This window comes from Candidatus Moraniibacteriota bacterium (genome assembly GCA_016699425.1).
Lineage (GTDB): Bacteria > Patescibacteriota > Minisyncoccia > Moranbacterales > UBA1568 > SSEF01.
In genome coordinates this window covers 333,559-352,600 of the sequence record CP064975.1, presented here as the reverse complement: position 1 = coordinate 352,600, position 19,042 = coordinate 333,559, and the positions used below count along the sequence as shown (strand labels likewise).

At 54.4% G+C, this 19,042-nt stretch carries 21 protein-coding genes and 1 pseudogene; 1 reads left to right on the top strand and 21 read right to left on the bottom strand.

Features of this window, described 5'->3' with window-relative positions:
• The first annotated feature begins 20 nt into the window (after positions 1-20).
• Complete coding sequence (locus tag IPJ68_01755; protein QQR78977.1) at positions 21-458, top strand: hypothetical protein; 438 nt, start codon at positions 21-23, stop codon at positions 456-458.
• A gap of 95 nt (positions 459-553) precedes the next feature.
• On the opposite strand, the gene rfbD is transcribed toward IPJ68_01755, so the two are convergent.
• The 21 genes and pseudogenes from rfbD to IPJ68_01650 form a co-directional block, all read right to left on the bottom strand.
• A complete protein-coding gene (gene rfbD / locus IPJ68_01750) occupies positions 554-1,462 on the bottom strand; it encodes a dTDP-4-dehydrorhamnose reductase (protein ID QQR78976.1) in 909 nt (302 codons plus the stop codon).
• 77 nt (positions 1,463-1,539) lie between these two features.
• On the bottom strand, positions 1,540-2,049 hold the full coding sequence (locus IPJ68_01745; protein ID QQR78975.1) for a hypothetical protein: 510 nt from the start codon (positions 2,047-2,049) through the stop codon (positions 1,540-1,542).
• An 87-nt stretch (positions 2,050-2,136) separates the two neighbouring features.
• Positions 2,137-2,598 (bottom strand): NUDIX domain-containing protein, encoded by a 462-nt coding sequence (locus IPJ68_01740; protein ID QQR78974.1) that lies wholly within the window; start codon positions 2,596-2,598, stop codon positions 2,137-2,139.
• Positions 2,595-3,257 (bottom strand): hypothetical protein, encoded by a 663-nt coding sequence (locus IPJ68_01735; protein ID QQR78973.1) that lies wholly within the window; start codon positions 3,255-3,257, stop codon positions 2,595-2,597. Before IPJ68_01735 ends, IPJ68_01740 begins: the two co-directional genes overlap by 4 nt.
• Positions 3,258-3,365: 108 nt before the next feature.
• Positions 3,366-4,019 (bottom strand): MBL fold metallo-hydrolase, encoded by a 654-nt coding sequence (locus tag IPJ68_01730; GenBank protein ID QQR78972.1) that lies wholly within the window; start codon positions 4,017-4,019, stop codon positions 3,366-3,368.
• The gene (locus tag IPJ68_01725) at positions 4,016-4,348 is read right to left on the bottom strand and encodes a hypothetical protein (GenBank protein QQR78971.1); all 333 of its coding nucleotides are present in this window, start codon (positions 4,346-4,348) and stop codon (positions 4,016-4,018) included. Before IPJ68_01725 ends, IPJ68_01730 begins: the two co-directional genes overlap by 4 nt.
• 19 nt (positions 4,349-4,367) lie before the next feature.
• Positions 4,368-5,372, bottom strand: a complete 1,005-nt coding sequence (gene rfbB, locus IPJ68_01720) for a dTDP-glucose 4,6-dehydratase (GenBank protein ID QQR78970.1) — start codon at positions 5,370-5,372, stop codon at positions 4,368-4,370.
• 22 nt (positions 5,373-5,394) lie between these two features.
• Positions 5,395-5,952: a dTDP-4-dehydrorhamnose 3,5-epimerase gene (rfbC, locus tag IPJ68_01715; GenBank protein QQR78969.1), complete on the bottom strand. Its 558-nt coding sequence runs from the start codon at positions 5,950-5,952 to the stop codon at positions 5,395-5,397.
• A 90-nt stretch (positions 5,953-6,042) separates the two neighbouring features.
• A complete protein-coding gene (locus tag IPJ68_01710; protein QQR78968.1) occupies positions 6,043-6,432 on the bottom strand; it encodes a KH domain-containing protein in 390 nt (129 codons plus the stop codon).
• A gap of 97 nt (positions 6,433-6,529) precedes the next feature.
• Positions 6,530-7,852: a UDP-N-acetylmuramoyl-tripeptide--D-alanyl-D-alanine ligase gene (locus tag IPJ68_01705; protein QQR78967.1), complete on the bottom strand. Its 1,323-nt coding sequence runs from the start codon at positions 7,850-7,852 to the stop codon at positions 6,530-6,532.
• 5 nt (positions 7,853-7,857) lie between these two features.
• A complete protein-coding gene (locus IPJ68_01700; GenBank protein ID QQR78966.1) occupies positions 7,858-9,516 on the bottom strand; it encodes a penicillin-binding protein 2 in 1,659 nt (552 codons plus the stop codon).
• A gap of 120 nt (positions 9,517-9,636) precedes the next feature.
• A complete protein-coding gene (locus IPJ68_01695; GenBank protein QQR78965.1) occupies positions 9,637-9,999 on the bottom strand; it encodes a hypothetical protein in 363 nt (120 codons plus the stop codon).
• A gap of 15 nt (positions 10,000-10,014) precedes the next feature.
• Positions 10,015-10,956 (bottom strand): 16S rRNA (cytosine(1402)-N(4))-methyltransferase RsmH, encoded by a 942-nt coding sequence (gene rsmH, locus IPJ68_01690; GenBank protein QQR78964.1) that lies wholly within the window; start codon positions 10,954-10,956, stop codon positions 10,015-10,017.
• A gap of 23 nt (positions 10,957-10,979) precedes the next feature.
• A complete protein-coding gene (mraZ, locus tag IPJ68_01685) occupies positions 10,980-11,414 on the bottom strand; it encodes a division/cell wall cluster transcriptional repressor MraZ (GenBank protein QQR78963.1) in 435 nt (144 codons plus the stop codon).
• 416 nt (positions 11,415-11,830) lie between these two features.
• Positions 11,831-13,204 carry a leucyl aminopeptidase family protein gene (locus IPJ68_01680; protein ID QQR78962.1) on the bottom strand — a complete coding sequence of 458 codons (1,374 nt, stop codon included), beginning with the start codon at positions 13,202-13,204 and terminating at the stop codon, positions 11,831-11,833.
• A gap of 3 nt (positions 13,205-13,207) precedes the next feature.
• The gene (gene bcp, locus IPJ68_01675) at positions 13,208-13,669 is read right to left on the bottom strand and encodes a thioredoxin-dependent thiol peroxidase (GenBank protein ID QQR79239.1); all 462 of its coding nucleotides are present in this window, start codon (positions 13,667-13,669) and stop codon (positions 13,208-13,210) included.
• Positions 13,670-13,714: 45 nt separating this feature from the next.
• Positions 13,715-14,962 (bottom strand): annotated as a pseudogene (locus IPJ68_01670) (replication-associated recombination protein A).
• Between the two features lie 7 nt (positions 14,963-14,969).
• Positions 14,970-15,767 carry an exodeoxyribonuclease III gene (gene xth, locus IPJ68_01665; protein ID QQR78961.1) on the bottom strand — a complete coding sequence of 266 codons (798 nt, stop codon included), beginning with the start codon at positions 15,765-15,767 and terminating at the stop codon, positions 14,970-14,972.
• A 49-nt stretch (positions 15,768-15,816) separates the two neighbouring features.
• On the bottom strand, positions 15,817-17,016 hold the full coding sequence (locus tag IPJ68_01660; protein ID QQR78960.1) for a MiaB/RimO family radical SAM methylthiotransferase: 1,200 nt from the start codon (positions 17,014-17,016) through the stop codon (positions 15,817-15,819).
• Positions 17,017-17,151: 135 nt separating this feature from the next.
• Complete coding sequence (locus IPJ68_01655) at positions 17,152-17,829, bottom strand: hypothetical protein (GenBank protein QQR78959.1); 678 nt, start codon at positions 17,827-17,829, stop codon at positions 17,152-17,154.
• Between the two features lie 232 nt (positions 17,830-18,061).
• Positions 18,062-19,042, bottom strand: coding sequence for a CapA family protein (locus tag IPJ68_01650; protein QQR78958.1), 981 nt, complete (start codon positions 19,040-19,042; stop codon positions 18,062-18,064).

Genomic DNA, 19,042 nt, shown 5'->3' with positions numbered 1-19,042 from the left:
TTAGTGACAAAGATCCGTTCATGATGGTCTTAATCATGGCGAGTGTCGTTGCCGCGATGACAATCGCAGTACTTGCCATCAGCAAAGGTATTAGCAAAGGTATTGAGATGTGGCAGCAGAGCGGCGTGGTATCAACACCGACCTACCAGGCGCAGAACTTGGAAGTACTCAGAACCGCGCAGCCGAATGATCTCATCATTTGCATCATTGAAGGTGAGGGTAGTGGCGTTCCAAGGCTTCCGAGAGTTGTGCATGCCATCATCATCGACCAGAACGCCAATGACCAGATAACCGGGTCTGTGATCCGGCAACATGCTATCGAGCCTAGGCACGGATGGCTCGGCTACAGCGCTCTTTCGCACTGTGAGGTACGCGTCCTGAGACCTCCGGCTACATTTGAGGCCATCGGGCGAATCTACACGTACGGCATCGACTTCTTTCAGCTGCCAGTCAATTGACTGCCGACTGCATTACCGCCCTCAGGGATACTTCGCGCAACAATCGCGAACGTATCGGGGCGGTTTTCTTTTTCCGAAAAATTTTTCCTATTACTTCAAAGAGGCGAGAGTATGGTCTCGAGGAACTCAGACAGAGCCTCGGTGTATAGACGTTGTTTCGGCCGTTTCGTATTGATGAGCACCGATGCGTGGGGCCGGCGAGCTGGTCGTACATACCCAGCACTTGTCACCGGACTGACTTCAACCTCTAGCCCTGCTCGCCGAAAGAGTTCTAAGGCTGCCTGGAACCAGGTCACGCCGCCTTCGTTTGGCAAGTGATAGATGCCCGGGCCGGGCGCGTCCTCGATGAGCTCTCGGGTCGCGAGCGCCAGGTCCGGCGCATAGGTGAAACAACTCGTCTCATCATCCACGACTTCTACTCGCGGTTCAGTCTTGCCCTTGGCGAGCATCACCTCGAAAAAGCTTCGCTTTGCGGTCGCGGAATGTGCTGGTTCGCCAAAGAGTTTGGAGAGACGGATGAGGTAGGCTATACCGCCCGCCGCGAGGACTGCCTTCTCCCCTTCATACTTCGAAGTACCATACCGCGAGATCGGATTCGGTATCGCGTCCTCGGAGTATCCAGCTTCGACTGTCCCATCAAAGACATAGTCCGTCGAATAGTGAACGAAGACTACTCCATGTTCCGCAGCATAGCGAGCCAGATATCCCGGGACGTCGCGGTTCAGCGTCAGTGCTTTCCGATACTCCTCGTCATGCTCCTCACAGGCATCCACCGCATTGTACGCCGCCGCGTTGATGATGATATTCGGAGAAAACTCAGCGATCTTCGCGAGAGAGGCCGCCTCCGCGGTGAGATCAATCTCATCAATATCCCAGGCCGTGAGCGGATAGCCCGAGAAACGGAACTCCTGGACGAGCGCCTGTCCGAGGATCCCCTTGGCTCCGAGGATGAGTACTTTTTTCTTTTCTGAAGAGGGAGAGACTGGTTCAATCATAGCTGCCATAGAATATGTTTAGTATAGCAAACCACCCTCCTCAGGAAAGAACATCCCTTGTTTCCATCGTTTTCCTTGAGAAAGGATTATCCTTGCTGTAATAATTTTTTTCTCCCCAGCAGAGCGAGACCGCCTATAAGGGTGCTCTCGATAAAGAACTCTACCGGAAAAACCAGATTCGCTACACTGACACTAGTCACGGAGAAAATACTCAGGATGCTGGCCACACTCATCATGAGCCAGGCTGTCGCATTTTCCGTTTCAGGATACCTGAACACTTTCACGATGGTCGGAAGGGAAGCGAAAATATTGACGCACACCGCTATAACGAGAGCGGTCACTGGTTCGCCCGTCACTCTCCACGCGAGCAATGCCCCGATCGCCCCGAACAAACATACCCCATCTATCCAACCATATCCCTTGTACCCATATCCCTTGAGGCAAAGAATCGTAAAAGTGAGCGTATTGATGGTGGTCGCCACGAGGATAACGACTGACCAAGACCAACCGGATTGCAGCTGAGCAATGATCGCGATGGTCTGAATCACTGTCCAGAGAGCCTGAGAGACGATATTCGGTTTCGTTTCACGTCGCAAGATACTGCGAATATAGGGTACGGCCGAAGCTATTTGCACCAACCCCGAAACCACACCTATCAAGACGTACGTATATACTCATAGACATTACTTGTTGAAAAATGAACCAAGCACTCTATCAAATCCCGGCAGAAGCTTGAGCTGCTTCACGTCTTTGAGCATCAGCCATCGATAGTTCTGTGCTTCCCAATCGAGCGTCACCACATCGGTATCGACAGTCACCAGGACCGGGTGCACGATCCATGTCTTCTGATACTTGGGTGCCTCCTGATGAAAGATCTGCCCCAAACGAATCGCCAGGATATTCTTTTTCCGTATTCCCAGTTCCTCTCCGAGTTCGTCTCGCACTTTTTCCTCCAGACTCCTCTGGTCATCCAAGAACCCGGAGACACCGTTCCAGTATCCCGGATACAGCCGCATGCCGCTGCTTCGCTGTACGACCAAAATCTTACGGCCGTATTTCACCACGCAGTTAATCACTGGACAGTATCGTATGCCAGTAAAATCCACCTGCCCCGGCTTCGGTCTGAACTTCGGTTCTTTTTTCATGTTGTTCTTATCTGTTTTTCCGCCACCAACTCCTTCAACTTGTTTACGAGACCTTCAGTATCTTCCGCTTGGAAAGTATCAAAGCCTAATTTTTCATACGTTCCGCTTTCGTCTGCCCGATCATCAAGGAGAAGGGCATCCCTGTAGGTAAGTCTGTTTTTCTCAAGGTATTCGTGAAAAAAAGGAATCGAGCCCCCATCTTGTGAGACATCGAATTTCAATGCCTTCTGATCAAAAGAAACGAGAACGTCGTCAAAGTGTTCGTCGAGCTTCAATGCAGGAACCACGTATTTTCCGAAAACATCCATATTGTCCGTGGCGATAACACACCTGACGCCTTTTTCTCGAAGCCCCTTTACCAGTGGGAGTATTGCTTCCGAGAGAAGTGTCATGGTACGGCAGCTTTCGGCCAAATCTTCCCGCAGCGATTCTACTGGATAGCTGAATTTTTCTGAAACGAGCCGGAGCATGTCCCCTTCATCTACCCGTCCTCTCATCCACTGTTGAATCAGTTCCTTATTCTCAACAAACAAGAAATGCACTATGTTTTCATGCCAATGATGCCTGTCATGGACAGGATCTTTCAGCTGAACCCAGAAGTCACAATGACTCAGCGTTTTATACCAATCGAAGAAAATAATTTTGTAGTCCTTTCCCATATGTTTCACATCCCTGCGCTCCTACACATCTCATAACGGTCGTAAAAAGATGTATAGCAGATAAAGACAAAAGAATGAGCTTGGGTAAGATATTGGACAATTACTTACTCACAGGAAAGGAGTGAAATCCTGCACTGAGCCTTCGGTCATATCGACATATTTGATCCCGAGCGGCTTGAGAAACATGATCGGGACGCGGCGCGTCGGACCAAGCTCTATACCCTGCCGCAGCATGCCGTCGTGTACCGGAAAGACCGCTTTCGGCTTGATCGCCTTGGCATATTCGATCGCTTCTTCGATCCTCATCCACGGTGCAGAAACAGGTAAGGCCAAAAGTGCGATATCCCGTCCGGGGTTATGGAATGAATCCCCCGGATAGAAGAGTGTCTTATCGATCAAAAATCCCGTGTTCTGCACCGGCGGCAAATCGTGATGGATGCAAGCATGTTCGGTACCGAGGCTCTCGATCGAAACACCCTTGATCACCCGTTCTTCGCCAGGAGCGATAAGCGAATAAGCAATGCCTGCCCCATCCAGGATCTTTCCAACACCCACATGCGAGATGACTTGCGCGTTTGGATTCTTGGCGAGGATCGCCTGAAGACTCTCGACATGACAGTGGTCCCTGTGCTCGTGCGTAATGAGAATCACATCCACTCCCTCTACCTCCGGCGTCACGTTGTACCTCCCCGGATCGGTCAGTATCCGCATACCCTTCACTTCGACAAGCAAGCAACAATGCCCGAATTTCGTGATGTTCATAGTTCTTTGTTGTGTTTCTCACGGATCTTTTGTACTTTGTGGTCGAGCGCCGGCATGACGTCGACATTCATGACTTTGGCTAACAGAAACGTAACGATCAGCACATCCGCAAATTCCCCTTCGAGGTTGCTCGCTTTCCCCTCCGCGAGCTTGCCCTTCCGCTGATCGCCGACTGAAGCTAGCACAGCATCGCACAACTCGCCATACTCCTCGCCGAGCTTGATCGTCCGAGCGAAAACTCGCTCGCGCTCACTGTAATCCGCACCCTTCATCACTCGGAGTAATTCGTCCTGTTCATCGATGAATTTTTGAAAATCTTCGAGGGTCATAGGTGGGAATAAACATCAATTATCGTTTTTCGTATTGCTCAGAATAATATTTCTGATACTCGCCAGATTTTACGTTCTGCCACCAGACTTCGTTCTCCTGGAACCAGGCGACGGTTTTAGCGAGACCAACTTCGAGGGTCACTGTCGGCTCCCAACCAAGCTCGTTATTGATTTTGTTGAAATTGATTGCGTAGCGGCGATCATGACCCGGACGATCTTTCACATACTCGATCAGACTCTCGTCTTTGCCGAGAAGTGCCAGCAGTTTTTTCACGATCCAGAGATTTTCCTTTTCACCGTTTCCTCCCACACAGTATGTCTCGCCGATCTTCCCCCGCCGGAGCACGAGATCGATCGCCCGGCAGTGATCCTCCACGTAGAGCCAGTCGCGCACTTGGCCGCCGTCGCCATACACCGGCACGGATTTCCCTTCGAGCAGGTTCGTGATCGCAAGCGGGATGAGTTTTTCGGGGAAGTGATACGGCCCATAATTGTTCGAACAGTTGGAGATGGTGATCGGCAACCCAAACGTATGGAAGTACGACCGAACGAGATGATCACTCCCCGCCTTGCTTGCGCTATAGGGACTCCTCGGATCGTATGGTGTAGATTCGTCAAAGGCGGGATCCGTCGGAGCAAGCGCGCCGAACACCTCATCGGTCGAGACATGATGGAAGCGTTTCCCGTATTTCCGAGCGGCTTCAAGGAGCGTGAACGTACCCATCACATTGGTCTGGACGAACGCCTCAGGCCCGAGGATAGAGCGATCGACATGACTCTCAGCGGCGAAGTGGACAATTGCATCGCACTCCGCCACGAGCGGATCGACAAGTGAAGCATCCGCGATATCACCTTTCACGAAACTGTGTCGCGGGTCATCAGTATACTTCGCGACGTTTTCCAGGTTGCCCGCATATGTGAGCAGGTCGAGATTGACGACACTGTCCCCAGGATAGGTATCGAGGATATGGTGAATGAAGTTGGAGCCGATAAATCCCGCCCCGCCAGTGACTAATAGCTTCATAGCTTGCAGCTTCGTTAGCTTCTTAGCTTTCCCATACGAACTCCTGTGCGATGTCTTTGAGGAGTGGGAGTTTTGTGTCTTTCTCTGAAACGATCGGTGGAACTTCAGTTGGCCACGCGATACCGAGCGCTGGATCGTTCCAACGCACACCTCGGTCGGATTCCTTGTCATAGACGTTCGTCACCTTGTAGGTGAAGATCGTATCGTCCTCGAGCGCGATGAAGCCATGCGCGAATCCAGCCGGGATCCAGAACTGACGATGATTCTCGGCTGAGAGTTCCACCGCGACGTACCGGCCAAAGGTCGGCGAACCAGTCCGGATATCGACTACCACATCCAAGACGCGGCCGCGGAGCACCGAAACCAGTTTTCCCTGGGCAAAGGGCGGCGTCTGGTAGTGTAGCCCACGAATTACACCTTTTTTCGAAACCGACACGTTATCCTGAACAAACACATCCGGGATTCCTGCTTCCCGGTAGCGGTCACTATTATAGGATTCGAGGAAATAACCCCGATCGTCGCGAAAAATATCCGGTTCAACAACAAGTAATCCTTCAATATCGGCTTTCGTCACATTCATAAGAATAATCAGATCATTTGCCTTCATCCTACCCTATCTCCAGGAAACGAAAAAGCACCCGAGTTTCATCTCCGGGCGCCTTTCTATTTCCTACAGTTTGATGTCATTCATCACGTCCTCGAGCGAGCGGGGGGCCGGGGTCGGCTGGACCACGTGCTCAAACGGCTCGTTCGGACTGACTGGTGCCTCGACGGGTTCTTCGCGTTTCCGCTCATGCCGCTGACCGCCTTCCGGTTCATTAATCTTCAGATTGACCCGCGCACTATTACGAGCGCCGATCACTCGGAGGAGCGTCCGGAGTGCTTTGGCCGTCATGCCCTCACGCCCGATCACCATCCCCATGTCGTCGGCATGGACATCGAGTGTGATGAGCACGCCCATTTCGTCGACTTTTCGATCCACCTTCACGCTGTCTGGATTATCAACCAGCATCTTCACGACGTACTCGATGAATTCCTTGTCTCGTGCTTCGTCTGTCATACACGTCCTAGAGTGAGTTAAGGTTACGCTTCTATTTTATGCCAAGCATCCTGAAAATTCAATTCCTTGTCCAGGGCGAGCGCCCCCTCGATAGACGCTAGTGCCATTCCTCGGGAGGAGTGAACGGCGTCGACCGCCAAGCGGCTGACTGACGGCAGAGCAGTGCAGATTGGTCGCGCTGGTCTCGTTCCCCGAGGAGCTGTGTGGTCACGAACTCCATCCGGAGCCCTTGAGACCCCTTCACCAAGATAAGGTCGCTTGGCCGCACCAGTCCACTGATCCGTTCCGCAGCTGTAGCGGGATCAGGAAAATGGAAGATGCCCTTTTCGGGGAAGTTCGTACCACGCAGGGCATCCGCAAGAAAACGCATATGCTGTCCAACACCGACAAAGACCGTGGCACCGCTCGCAATGACGGCGTCCCGGAGTGCTCGATGCGCCTCATCCGACTCCGGCCCGATTTCCAGCATATCGCCAAGGATGACGACCTTTCGAGGTGCGATGATCTCACGGACCGTCGCGAGTGCGGCCTCTGTCGAGACCCGGGAAGCGTTGTAGGTATCGTCAATGATACTGGTGTCACCATCACCCGAGAGGAGGCTCATTCGCCCCGGCAGTGGTTTGAATCCGGTGAGAGCCGATGCGATATCGACGAGATTCATCCGGAGTGCCATACCGACCGCGGCGGCCGACAGCACCGCCGACAGATGGTGCCGCGCGATGACCGACGGGAGACGGACCGGGATACTCTTCCCACCTGAATTGAGCTTGAAAGACAATCCTTCGATCCGGCCGCCTTCTTGTAGCAGCCGGATATTATCCGCCACCAGGGTCGCCGTCGGATTGAAGCCATAGGAAATGATCTTGCCGTGGGTCCGTTCGTTCTGCTGCATGACCCGTTCATCATCGGCATTGAGCACCGCAAAGCCTTCGTCGGGCAGGGCGGCGATGAGTTTGCCTTTTTCTTTGGCGATATGGGCGAGACTCTCAAAATTTGCAAGATGGCTTTCCGCGATCCGGGTCAGCACCGCGATATCCGGCTGGACAATCCCCAGAAGGTAGTCCATGTCCCCGGGGTGATCGACACCCATCTCGAGAACGAGTACCTCCGGATAAGACTCGAGATGACAGGTGATCGCCACGGTATGGAGGACGGATCCGATCCAAAGCGCCAGCGACCGACCCGGGCTCGGGATACCAAGGATCGCTGCGGGGAGTCCGAACTCATTATTATAGTTGCCCGGGGAATACCGGACAGTGTAGTTCTTCGCCAGGACGAGGGCGATCGCCTCTTTGGCCGAACTTTTTCCCACCGAACCGGTGATGCCGACCACGATCGGCTTGCGGGCACGGAGCACCATCCGGGCGAGCATCCCGAGTCCGGCAGCGAGTTTCATTTTCAGGCGCGTACTGTATGTCATAACGGTCATTGCTTTATCACTTCAGTCGTCGGTACTTTAGCATAGGAGAGGAGAAACTGCATGATCGCACCAAAGGTCGGCGCAGCGCTCGATTCCGCCCACTGCACATCTTTGGGGTTGTCAAACTTCACGACGACGACGAAGCGCGGATCATTGATCGGTGCATAGCCAGCGAAGGAGCCGATGGTGATGTTTTCGTCATACCCCTTCGATCCCGATTTGGCGACCTGAGCCGTCCCCGTCTTGCCACCGACGAGGTACCCCGGGACATCCGCCCGTTTGCCATGACCGTTGACGACCACACTCCGGAGCATTTCCCCCATCTGCCGCGCGGTGTCTTGGGAGAGAACTCGGCGTACTTCTTCTGGCTCGATTGCCTGAGCCTGGCCCTCACGATTGATAGTCCGATCAACAATCTCTGGTTTCATCAGGATGCCGTCATTGGCGAGGACACCATAGGCCATAGCGAGTTGCAGAGGTGTCACGGTGATCCCCTGTCCGAACGAGGCTGTCATGAACTGAATCGTCGATTTCAGATTGTCGAGATTACGCAAGTTGCCTGAATTTTCAGCCGGCAGCCGGATACCAGTCTTCGCACCGAAACCGAAACGTCGGAGGCTATCCCGAAACCCCGCGTGTCCGACGAGTCGCTCGACATACATGACCCCCGTATTGATGGATTGCTCGAGAACTCTCGTCATGCTGCTCCGACCATAGACCTTGCCCTCCGCATTTTGGATACTGTAGCCAGCCTCCTGGACGACGCCCGTATCGACGAACTCCGTCTTGGGGCTGACCTTGCCTTCTTCGATACCGATGGCCCTCGTGCTCGGCTTCATCACCGACCCCGCTTCATAGGGCAGGCTAATCACCGGATTCATGAAGAGGCTGATGTCTTCGGTCTGGCCGTATTCGTTCGGATTGAACTGCGGAACGCTCGCCATGGCCAATATTTTCCCCGTCTTCGGCTCCAGTACGATTGCCGAGGCGGTATCCGCGTTGAATTTTTCCCGTGCCTCAGACAAGATCTTCTCGACTTCATATTGTACAACTCGATCGATAGTCAGGACCAGGCTCTCCCCGTCTTCTGGCTCGACATGTTCGCGATCAGTCAGGGCGATCCACCGTCCCGCCGCGTCGCGTTCCTGAGAGAGCACCCCGTCCTTGCCATGTAATTCGCTGTTCCACCCCGCTTCGACTCCATAGATGCCGATTTCTCCGAGATCACTCGGTCCGACGAAACCGATCACTTTGGACGCGAGCTCACCGGACGGGTAGTACCGGTATATCTCTGGGAGGAAATTTACGCCCTTGAGGTGAAGTTCTTGAAGTTTTGCTTCTTCCTCCGGAGAAATCTTCTTCTTTATTATTTCAAAGGGATCAGCGCGATCCGAAAGACGCTCCCGGACCATCGCTTCCTCCACACCCAGGACCGCTGAGAGGGCGACGGCCGTTCCGGCCACATCATCGACCAGCTTCGGGATGACATAGGCTAATTTGTACTCGCGGTTCACGGCCACCGGATACGACTTATCGCCGTCCCGGAGCGCGATACTGCCGCGTTCGGCCCGAAGCGCCTGGGCGATCAGGTGTTGTTCCTCGGCCATCGCGACCCATTTCTCGCGTCCGACCACCTGCAGCACATAGAGCCGACTGATGATCACAATCCCCACCAAGAACAATGCTCCTCGAAAAAAATAGAGTCTCCAGTGTGAAGCAGGACGAGCCGAGCTGGCGGTTTTCGGACGGGAAGCTCGCCTGGCAGCGCACATAAGAGAGGTGTATCAGCGGATGGCAACGGCGTTGGAATGCGTGGTCAAAACGGGAATGTTCTCGGCCTTCTCCATCCGGAGGTCAGCACTCCCCGCCTCGACACGCGTCAGCGATGTCGCCTCAGCCTCACGCACACGGAGTTCTGCGTTCGCTTTCTTCAGTTCTTTCACCTCTTTCTCAAGCGTCCGGATCGCGTACCCCTGGACAGCACTCCGATTGACGGCATAGACGTATAAGCCGGCCGAAACGAGCGAGAGTGACAAAAGCACCACGACCGCCACATGCGCAGCACCGGCGTGTGCTTCATAGCGTTTCACCCGGTCGGGCGACACATGGTTGAGGGTGCGGCGAGAGATGAGAGGTGTGGGTCGCATACAAACTTGTCTTTTTTATTTTTGTTGTTTTCTTCGTTCGACGACCCGGAGCTTGGCGCTCCGAGATCGCGGATTGGACCGGATCTCCGTGGCCATAGGGACGAGTGGTTTTTTCGTCACCCAGAGGAGTCGCGGGTTTTCCGATTGAATTTCAGCTTGGAACAGGTGTTTCACGAGTGTGTCTTCACCAGAGTGGAAGGAGACAATCGCTGCCCGGCCGCCTGGTCGGAGCACAACCGGGAGTGCCGAGAGGAAGCGCTCGAGATGAGCGCGTTCACTGTTGACGGCAATGCGGAGGGCTTGGAAGACGCGAGTGGCGGGATGGAGCTTGCCGCGCCGCCGAGCGGGCACGACATTCGCCCAGATGAGCTCTCGCAGTTCCGTCGTCGTCGTGAGCGGTGAACGCTTCCGAGACTGCACGACAGCTGTCGCAATCCGTTTTGCCTCTGGCTCATCGCCGTAGGTTCGAAAGAGATCAGCCAATGCCTCTTCATCCCATTGATTGAGGATATGCCGCGCTTCGACCGTCTCGGCGGTGTTGAGTCGCATGTCGAGTGGACCGTCAACTTGGAAACTGATGCCACGCGCTGGATCAGCCAGTTGATCACTCGAGAGACCGAGATCAGCCACAATCGCATCCGCTCCCCCCCAGTCGTTTTCGAGGAGTGTGTCAGCGATCGTCGCATACGATGTTCGGCTGAGGACGAGCCGACCCGTGTCGAGTGCTGCCTTCAAAACATCGTCTTGCAGCGCACCCGCTCGGAAACGATCGATGGCTGCCTGATCCCAGTCGAGAGCAATCACTCGCCCGTCCGGTCCGACTGCCTCAAGCAGCGCGCGAGTATACCCACCACCACCCAAGGTCGCGTCCACCACTCTCATCCCCGGCCGGAGCGCCAGGACATCGAGGACTGGCGCGAGCATGACCGGCGTATGCTCCGTATTTCCCTGTTCCATATTGTTGAGGTACGTTTTCGAAACTAGTAGACACCGAGCTTGCCGAGTTCATTCGCAATCTTTTCGGTATTCTTTCCTGCCAGGTGTTTATATTTCTGCCACTCTTTCACGTCCCAGATCTCGAGCCGATTATAGAGTCCAACGATGGTCACTTCCTTCTTCAGTCCCGCCTCCGTCTTGAGGTATTCGGGAATGAGAACGCGACCCTGACTATCGAGCTCGCAATCCGTCGCGCCCGAGAGCATGAGCCGGATGAAGCTGCGTGTTCCGGTCTCACCGACCGGCAAACTTCCGAGCTTTCCCGCGAGTTCCTCCCACACCTTCATCGGATAGACGAAGAGTGAACGGTCGAGTCCGCGTGTCACGACGACCCGGGTCCCGAGCTCCCCACGAAACTTTGAAGGGAGCGCCAGGCGCTTTTTGGGATCGATGGAGTGTTGGTACTCGCCGATGAACATATGCGCGAAGGCTTGTCCCCGCAAGCTTCAGTGCTGAGCTTGTCGAAGCGTGGCAAAATCGAACAGTCGGAGTGTTTTCGTGAAATTCACCACATTTCACCACTTCACTGTTCTTAATACCCATTTTACGCCACTTCGTAAAAACCTGCAAATAGCCATATAAATAGCCAAAAACGCCGCTCGTACGGCGCTGCATATCCTATCTTTTCTTGATCAGTCCTTCTAAAAAGAAAGAAGAGGTGCAACGTTGTGCAACCTCATCCTGCAGGTGCCGGTCCTTCCACAGGACCAAGATTGGGCGTCAAAGACAATGTTGGTGGTTGGGGGTGGAAGGATTTGGCACTTCAAATATACCACACAAGCAAATGAATTGCCAAGTACTTGTCAAGTCACGTGGTGGTGTAATACCGAGACCGCTATTTCGACAAAAATCGGACGAGGAGCTGCACCGCAGCGCCGACTGAACCCTTGGCCAAGTATTCGCCCTGGATGGTGGTCATCCGCGGCGCGATGTCGATGTGCGCCCACGGATAGGTCACGAATTGCTTCAAGAAAATAGCTGCCGTGATCGCTCCGCCCCATTTCGTATTGCCGACATTGGCGATGTCCGCATAGGTCCCCTTGATATCTTCGAGGTATTCATCCCAAAGCGGCAAGGGCCAGACCGGATCCCCCACCGCCAGACCGATATGGCGGAGTTTGGTCTCCAGTGTTTCGTCTTCGGTAAAGAGGGCGGAACTCCGTTCTCCGAGCGCGACCATCGCTGAGCCCGTCAGCGTCGCCACATCGATCACGAGCCGGGGGTGATACTTCGCCGCCCAGGTGAGGGTATCAGCGAGGATAATTCTTCCCTCTGCATCCGTGTCCTGCACCTCCACTGTCTTCCCGGACAGCGTCAGAATAATGTCGCCCGGCCGATAACTCTCGCCAGAAATCATATTTTCTACGGCTGGAATGAGCGCGACGATGTTTTGCTTCACCTTGAGCCGTGCACAAGCGGCCAGGGTGTGAATGACACTCGCCCCGCCCGACATATCCATGTTCATGCCAAGGATAGCCGTCGTCGGTTTCAGATTGATTCCCCCAGCGTCGAAAGTCACACCTTTGCCCACGAGGATAGTTGGCTTCTCAGTTTTTTTCCCACCACAATATTCGAGGATGATGAACCGTGGTTTCGAGACCGAACCCTTACCGACCGCAACAATCCCCGCCAGACCGCGGCGTTCGATTTCTTGATCATTCCAAACCATGACCTTGACTGGAAGTTTCTTCACTGCTCCACGCGCGTGCTTGGCCAAGATGGCAGGCGTCATCTCACCAGCCGGCATCGTCGCGATGTGCCGCGCCTGATTCGTCTCTTCACCGATGATTCTCCCGCGGCGGAGTCCATTTCGGACACGTGAAGTATCAGCGTTCATGAGATACACCGTTTTCACATGCGGGAATCCCTTGTCCGGTTTGGTCTTGTAGTGTTCGAAGGCATAGTCGGCCAACAAGAGATTCACCGCGAGGAGTTCAGCAAGTTCGGCCTCGGATATCTCACCGGCTAGCGAACGCAGCGCCAGAAAGTCAATCGCGAGCGTGTCGAGCTGTCGCTCCTTGGCTACAGCAACGATCTGTCGGATCGCCACTATCAGTCGGCGCCTAGTCAAGGCCTCTCTCTTTCCCAGACCGATTTCGATCGATGAATGACCACTCGCGTCGGTCCGGAAATCAACCCGTTCGCTACCGAGCTTCAAGACGACACTGGTGACTGCCTTGGGTGGCTGGCGCTGAGTCAGGATACGCATAATTCAGGTTTTCAGGGATTGAATATCGGACAGCACGACTTCAGCATGACCGGCGGGCTTCACGGGATCATAGATCTTTGCGATCTTGCCTTTGGGATCGATGAGGAACGAAACGCGATGCGTGCCCATATATTCGCGACCCATGAATTTCTTCTTCCCCCAGACACCGTAACGCTCAACGACTTGCTTCGCTTCATCCGAGAGCAGCGTAAACGGCAAAGAATATTTCTCGGCAAACTTTGCATGCTTCTTCACTGGATCGATAGAGACACCGAGTACGACCGCTCGGGATTTTTTCAAGGCGGTAAAGTTGTCCCGGAAGCTACACGCCTCAATCGTGCAACCCGGTGTATCGTCTTTCGGATAGAAATACAGGACTACAAAGCGCCCGAGGAATTCTTTCAGCGACCGCATCTTCCCTGCTTGGTCAGGCAAGGAGAACTGCGGCGCTTTCTTTCCGATCATTTTCCCAATCAATGGCTCTTCCAGCATATGCCTCAATAAACACAATTATGTCCTCCAGTGTAACACGCGGATGGTAGCCGATTACAAATACCGCTTGCCCCGGAGCTTTTCGGGCAGATAGTCCTGCTTCGCTGCCTCGGGGTCCGCAAAGTCCGGTGTGTACTTGTAGTCTTTACCATAGTCGAGTGATTTCATGAGCTTCGTTGGTGCATTCCGCAGATGAAGCGGCACCGGCTCATTGGGGAACTCGGCGATATCAGCCTTCACTTTCGCGTAGGCTATGTAGAGGGCATTGGATTTCTTGGACTGCGCGAGATACACCACCGCCTGAGCGAGATTCACGCTGCACTCCGGCATCCCGATATATTGACAGGCCTGATACGCGGCGACTGCCTGAGGCAATGCAAACGAATTCCCCATCCCGACGTCCTCGGAAGCAAAACGGACGAGACGCCGCGCGATGTAGAGTGGATCTTCGCCCGCTTCGAGCATCCGGCCGAGCCAATAGAGCGCTGCATCCGCATCGCCCCCACGCATCGATTTGTGGAGTGCTGAGATGATATTGTAATGCTCCTCGCCATTCTGGTCGTACAGGATATGCGAACGCTCGACCACCTCTTCAACCAACTCAGACGTGACCCGCTGCCCGAGGCTCGCGCAGGCTTCGAGGATATTGTAAGCTGCCCGAGCATCACCGCCCGACACACCGGCGATGAAATGCAGCGCTGCCGTATCCACCACGAGCCCCTTCGCTTTGAGCAACTCGTCTTTCTCCAGTGCTGCTTTGAGGAGTAACTCGATATGCTCTGGCGTGTGTTGTTCCAAGACCAGGACACGGGCCCGGGAAAGCAAAGCGGCATTTATTTCGAAACTCGGATTTTCGGTTGTCGCGCCGATGAGAGTCAGCGTCCCATTCTCGACATGTGGGAGGAGCGCATCCTGTTGGGATTTGTTCCAACGGTGGATCTCATCGATGAAGAGGATGGTCCGCGCCCCGAGTCGACCCGTTGCCTTCGCTCCTTCGACGATTCTCTGAAGGTCCTTTTTACCACTCTCGACCGCGGAAAGTGAGATGAAGTGTGATTTCGTTTCAAGCGCGATCAGTCGCGCCAAGGTTGTCTTACCACTCCCCGGCGGCCCCCAAAAGAGCAGTGATGGGACCCGGTCTTCAGTGATCGCATGCCGGAGGAATGATCCCTCGCCCAGGATCTTTTCCTGGCCAATGAAATCAGCGAGTTGTTTCGGCCGCATTCGCTCGGCGAGGGGCGGCTGGCCGGGCACATCAGTCTCCATACTTGCTCTAGTTTTCGGTGTCGGAAAAGACGAGCGAAAGTCCCACCGGGCAATGATCCGATCCCGGCACGTCTGACAAGATGAGCGCCTCTTTCATATTATTCTCCAGACTTTGGTCGACGAAAAAGTAATCGATACGCCAGCCGACATTGCGTTCACGCGCGCGCGTTTTCATATCCCACCACGTGTAGGCGACTTCCTGTGGATGGAGGTGACGATAGGCGTCGATGAACCCAGCCGCCGTCAGCTGGTCGATCCAGACCCGTTCCGTCTCGAGGAAACCAGACGTATTGGCGTTTTCCTTGGGGCGCGCCAAATCGATTTCCCGGTGTGCCGTGTTCACATCACCACAGACGACGATCCGCTTCCCCTGCTTCCGGAGATGAGTGAGATAATGGAGGAATTCGTCGTAAAACTGCATCTTGTACTGGAGCCGGAGTTCACCCGAACCACCGTTGGGAAAATAGACGTTGAGGAGTGTGAAGTGCCGGAACTCCATCTCGATGACACGCCCCTCGCGTGAGAGGAGATTGTCTCCGAAATAAGTCTTCACCGCAAATGGCTGCTTCTTCACATAGATGCCGACACCACTGTACCCCTTCTTTTCCGTCGAGCAATTGAAGTAGCTCGTATAACCATCCGGGTTGCGAAGCTCCTCAGTCAATTGATCGGGATCACTGATTTTCGTTTCCTGAACAGCAACAATCGGGTATTTGCCTTGCTGCATCCAGGCGACGAAATCCTTCTTGCCCGCGGAGCGGAGCCCGTTCACGTTCCAGGAAATGAGTATATAGCGTTCTTGCATAAGTATCGTTTCCCCTATCCTAGCATTTCCCGAGAAGCTTCAAAAGCGGCTATTCCGAGCTTTCCATCGGACGCGCCGGCACCTTACCGATCAAGTGTTCGCGGCCGGCGAGCCGGAGGACGAGGTGGTCGAGCTCAGTGTAGCGCCGCTTCTTCTCATGGATATCGACATCATCCACCATCTTGAGCGCGGTCGTGCCATGTCGTGGCGAATACCAGGCGATATACGCCTTGGCATATTTCACCCGCCGAGCAATGTCAAGCGTCTGCTCAAAATCCTCACGTGTTTCGCCGGGAAAGCCAACGATGATGTCGGTCGTGAATTGAACATCAGGCACCTTGGCTCGGATCCGATCGACGAGTGCCAGGTACTCGTCGCGCGTGTACCAACGATTCATCGCCTTGATAATTTTGTCGCTCCCCGCCTGGATCGGGAGATGAAGCAGCCGGTCGATGTTCGGATGCCGCGCGATCGTGTCGATCAGCTCGTCCGAGAAGTCCCAGGGATTGGCCGAGAGAAACATGACTTTTTCGACGCCCGGGATCTCAGCCACTGCCTCGAGGAGATGAGGGAAGAGCGTCGGGATCCGGTGCCGACCCAGGTGCTTCACCATCACTGGTCTCACGGTCTTTCCTCCAGGGAGCGCGTACTCCGAGCCAGCCTTGATGTTTTCCGCGAGGAAGTCGGCCCCATACGAATTCACATTCTGACCGAGGAGCATGACTTCCGTCTTCCCCTGTTTCACGGACTCGTTCACCTCATAAAGGATCTCGCCAAAGGGCCGCGAGCGTTCCTTGCCCCGGGAAAACGGGACGATACAAAACGCGCAGTAGTTGTTGCAGCCATTTGAGATCACCACTGAGGCCAGTTTTCCGCTGCCGCGCTTCGGTGCATGTTCGAATCCGACATCCTCCATCGGGAGGAATTCTTCATCCGGCAAGCGAGCCTTCATCCGCCGCATGAGCTTGCCCGACGGTTCACGCGCCGCCGCCCCGACGAGGCAACCGGTCACGACGATATGCAGGCTCTCGGGCCCGCGCTTTGCTTTTTCCCGAAGATTTTGGACCAGACCATATACCTTTTCCTCGGCCCGGTCGCGGACGATACAGGTGTTCACGATGAGCGTATCCGCCTGTTCCAGCGTCTCAGCCGGCGCGAAACCGCGCGCCTCGTACAGGCTCGCGATCCGCTCCGAGTCTGCCGTGTTCTGCTGGCAGCCGAAGGTTTGAATGAAGTAACGCTGGGGCATACGTCTCCCGATTGTAACGGGAAAGCAGGAAAGAATCAAAACAAAAACCCTTGGTCACTACGTGGTAGTTTCCAAGGGTCAAAGTGACGAATGTGTCCGAGGGTCTTCATCCGATGGACTCTGAGAGACAAGCAGTTAGGACGCTGGGCTGCATACCAAGAGCACCTGGCTGTCAGCATCCAAGACGCTATCATCACCCAGGTCACCTGGGTCGACGTCGCAGACCCACCACAGGTTGTCGCAACCTATCCGGATGATATCCACAATGGTGACAGCACTATCCTCCTTGACGAAGGCGAGGTTTGAGGCCCCGTTGTTCAACAAGAAGCCCGGCTGGCCACCTAGCTGTGCGACGATCAAGGCTGCGAGATCTTCCCACGTTGACAGTTGAGGATAATACTTCGGAATATCCGTAGACCCAATCTCTTTGAGGGAGACCGCAACATAGGAGCGCTCCGGGGCCGAACTTACCACCTGCCTAGCGCTCTTACTGAGACGATCTGTAAGAACGCCGTCAACTGCAAGATCCGGGCCATCCTGGTAGAACTCCGCCAGATTGATTGGTTCATCCCTCGCCGGGATGGTTACCGAGCGAACCGATTTTGGAAGCTCGGTTCCGACGAGTCCGGGATTGCACTGACTCAGCTCTTTGATGTCTTTGTCTGACGGGCAGAGCCCTGCTAGAAACTGCCTCAGTGCAGATTGATTATTCAGCCAACCCAGAGCAATCTCTTCACCGATGACTTCCGCCGGTGGAAGATTATGACTTACCGCGTCCAAAAACCTCTGATACCAATCCTTATCTTGTGACATATAATTGCCTCCTTGTAGACAGCTCTCGACCAATTCGAGTTTGCCAGAGCCCCGTAAAATTCACCTCTTCCGTAACGGTGTGAACAAAAAATCCACGGGGCTCTGGCAACCGGGCCAATTTTAAAGAACACCAAAGCGTACACCTTTTTAGGCGTTCTGTCCAGGGTAAGGGGTACGTATCGAAATAGCGTGCTCGATTGACAAGATACTCACCTCAAGCCAGTCACCCTTATCATGGTGCCCGTTCGGTTTGACCGTTTGACCGGAGATGAATCGGGATGTTTTCGGTGGTGATGCGATGATTGGCCGAATCAAATGTCGCGCGGACGAGGAGGCCGGACTGGGTTTCGGGACGGAAATACTGGTCAAAGATGAAATTACCGAGCGAATAATAAATCGGTTTCCCCTGATAGTCTTCGCGTTCCTGGACCACATGCGGATGCGACCCGATGACGAGATCCGCGCCGACATCGACGAATTCATGAGCGAGCTGTTTTACAGCGGGCAGAGCCTCGACGTATTCCTCGCCCCAGTGAGCATAGATGACTATGAAATCACTGCGCTCCTTGACTGCCGTGATATCTTCGAATGCTTTCGCGCGACCGTTTGAGACGAACTGATTGTAATTCACGAAAGCGATCCGCGTGCCACGGATATCGCGGATACTGTACCGGGTGTCACCAGCGAGGGGCGAGCCGAACTGGGCAACACCAGACTGATTGAGCCAGACTTTCGTTTGCTGGACACCGTCTTCTTGGAAATTCAAGATATGATTATTCCCAATATTCACGAGCGCGATATTCTCGCGTTTCAGGAGCGCTGCTGTCTCGGGTGAGAAGGTGAAGACATAGTTGTCGTGTGCCCCTTCGGTACTCGTCTCACTCACCGATGGCTGGTCGGTTATTGGCCCCTCGAGGTTCGCAACGACAATATCAGCATTCGCGAGTGACGGCCGCATCGGAGCCAGGATGAAATCCGCCCCCTTCTTTTGGGACACCGTGCGAATCCAGCGGTCGAACTGCATATCCCCGCCAAAGAGCACGGTCGCAGCGACGCGCTTTGGCGTTTCCTCCGGGGTTGTCGACGGCTGGATGGTCCAGAAGATGGTCGGGGTATCCGGATTCACCGGCACCCGCTCGGCCAAAAGCCACAGACACGTAGCTGATCCTAGGAAAGCGGATAAAATGAGGAGAAATTTTGAGCGGAGGAGCAT

What these genes read in the sequence shown, in the direction of transcription:
- IPJ68_01735 (QQR78973.1), bottom strand. Translation starts at nt 3,257, where the DNA reads ATGGGAAAGGACTACAAAATTATTTTCTTCGATTGGTATAAAACGCTG.
- IPJ68_01725 (QQR78971.1), bottom strand. Translation starts at nt 4,348, where the DNA reads ATGACCCTCGAAGATTTTCAAAAATTCATCGATGAACAGGACGAATTA.
- IPJ68_01710 (QQR78968.1), bottom strand. Translation starts at nt 6,432, where the DNA reads ATGACAGACGAAGCACGAGACAAGGAATTCATCGAGTACGTCGTGAAG.
- IPJ68_01755 (QQR78977.1), top strand. Translation starts at nt 21, where the DNA reads ATGATGGTCTTAATCATGGCGAGTGTCGTTGCCGCGATGACAATCGCA.
- IPJ68_01680 (QQR78962.1), bottom strand. Translation starts at nt 13,204, where the DNA reads ATGCGTATCCTGACTCAGCGCCAGCCACCCAAGGCAGTCACCAGTGTC.
- rfbC (QQR78969.1), bottom strand. Translation starts at nt 5,952, where the DNA reads ATGAATGTGACGAAAGCCGATATTGAAGGATTACTTGTTGTTGAACCG.
- mraZ (QQR78963.1), bottom strand. Translation starts at nt 11,414, where the DNA reads ATGTTCATCGGCGAGTACCAACACTCCATCGATCCCAAAAAGCGCCTG.
- rsmH (QQR78964.1), bottom strand. Translation starts at nt 10,956, where the DNA reads ATGGAACAGGGAAATACGGAGCATACGCCGGTCATGCTCGCGCCAGTC.
- IPJ68_01705 (QQR78967.1), bottom strand. Translation starts at nt 7,852, where the DNA reads ATGACATACAGTACGCGCCTGAAAATGAAACTCGCTGCCGGACTCGGG.
- IPJ68_01655 (QQR78959.1), bottom strand. Translation starts at nt 17,829, where the DNA reads ATGTCACAAGATAAGGATTGGTATCAGAGGTTTTTGGACGCGGTAAGT.
- xth (QQR78961.1), bottom strand. Translation starts at nt 15,767, where the DNA reads ATGCAAGAACGCTATATACTCATTTCCTGGAACGTGAACGGGCTCCGC.
- bcp (QQR79239.1), bottom strand. Translation starts at nt 13,669, where the DNA reads ATGATCGGAAAGAAAGCGCCGCAGTTCTCCTTGCCTGACCAAGCAGGG.
- IPJ68_01730 (QQR78972.1), bottom strand. Translation starts at nt 4,019, where the DNA reads ATGAACATCACGAAATTCGGGCATTGTTGCTTGCTTGTCGAAGTGAAG.
- IPJ68_01650 (QQR78958.1), bottom strand. Translation starts at nt 19,042, where the DNA reads ATGCTCCTCCGCTCAAAATTTCTCCTCATTTTATCCGCTTTCCTAGGA.
- rfbB (QQR78970.1), bottom strand. Translation starts at nt 5,372, where the DNA reads ATGAAGCTATTAGTCACTGGCGGGGCGGGATTTATCGGCTCCAACTTC.
- IPJ68_01740 (QQR78974.1), bottom strand. Translation starts at nt 2,598, where the DNA reads ATGAAAAAAGAACCGAAGTTCAGACCGAAGCCGGGGCAGGTGGATTTT.
- IPJ68_01695 (QQR78965.1), bottom strand. Translation starts at nt 9,999, where the DNA reads ATGCGACCCACACCTCTCATCTCTCGCCGCACCCTCAACCATGTGTCG.
- IPJ68_01660 (QQR78960.1), bottom strand. Translation starts at nt 17,016, where the DNA reads ATGCCCCAGCGTTACTTCATTCAAACCTTCGGCTGCCAGCAGAACACG.
- rfbD (QQR78976.1), bottom strand. Translation starts at nt 1,462, where the DNA reads ATGGCAGCTATGATTGAACCAGTCTCTCCCTCTTCAGAAAAGAAAAAA.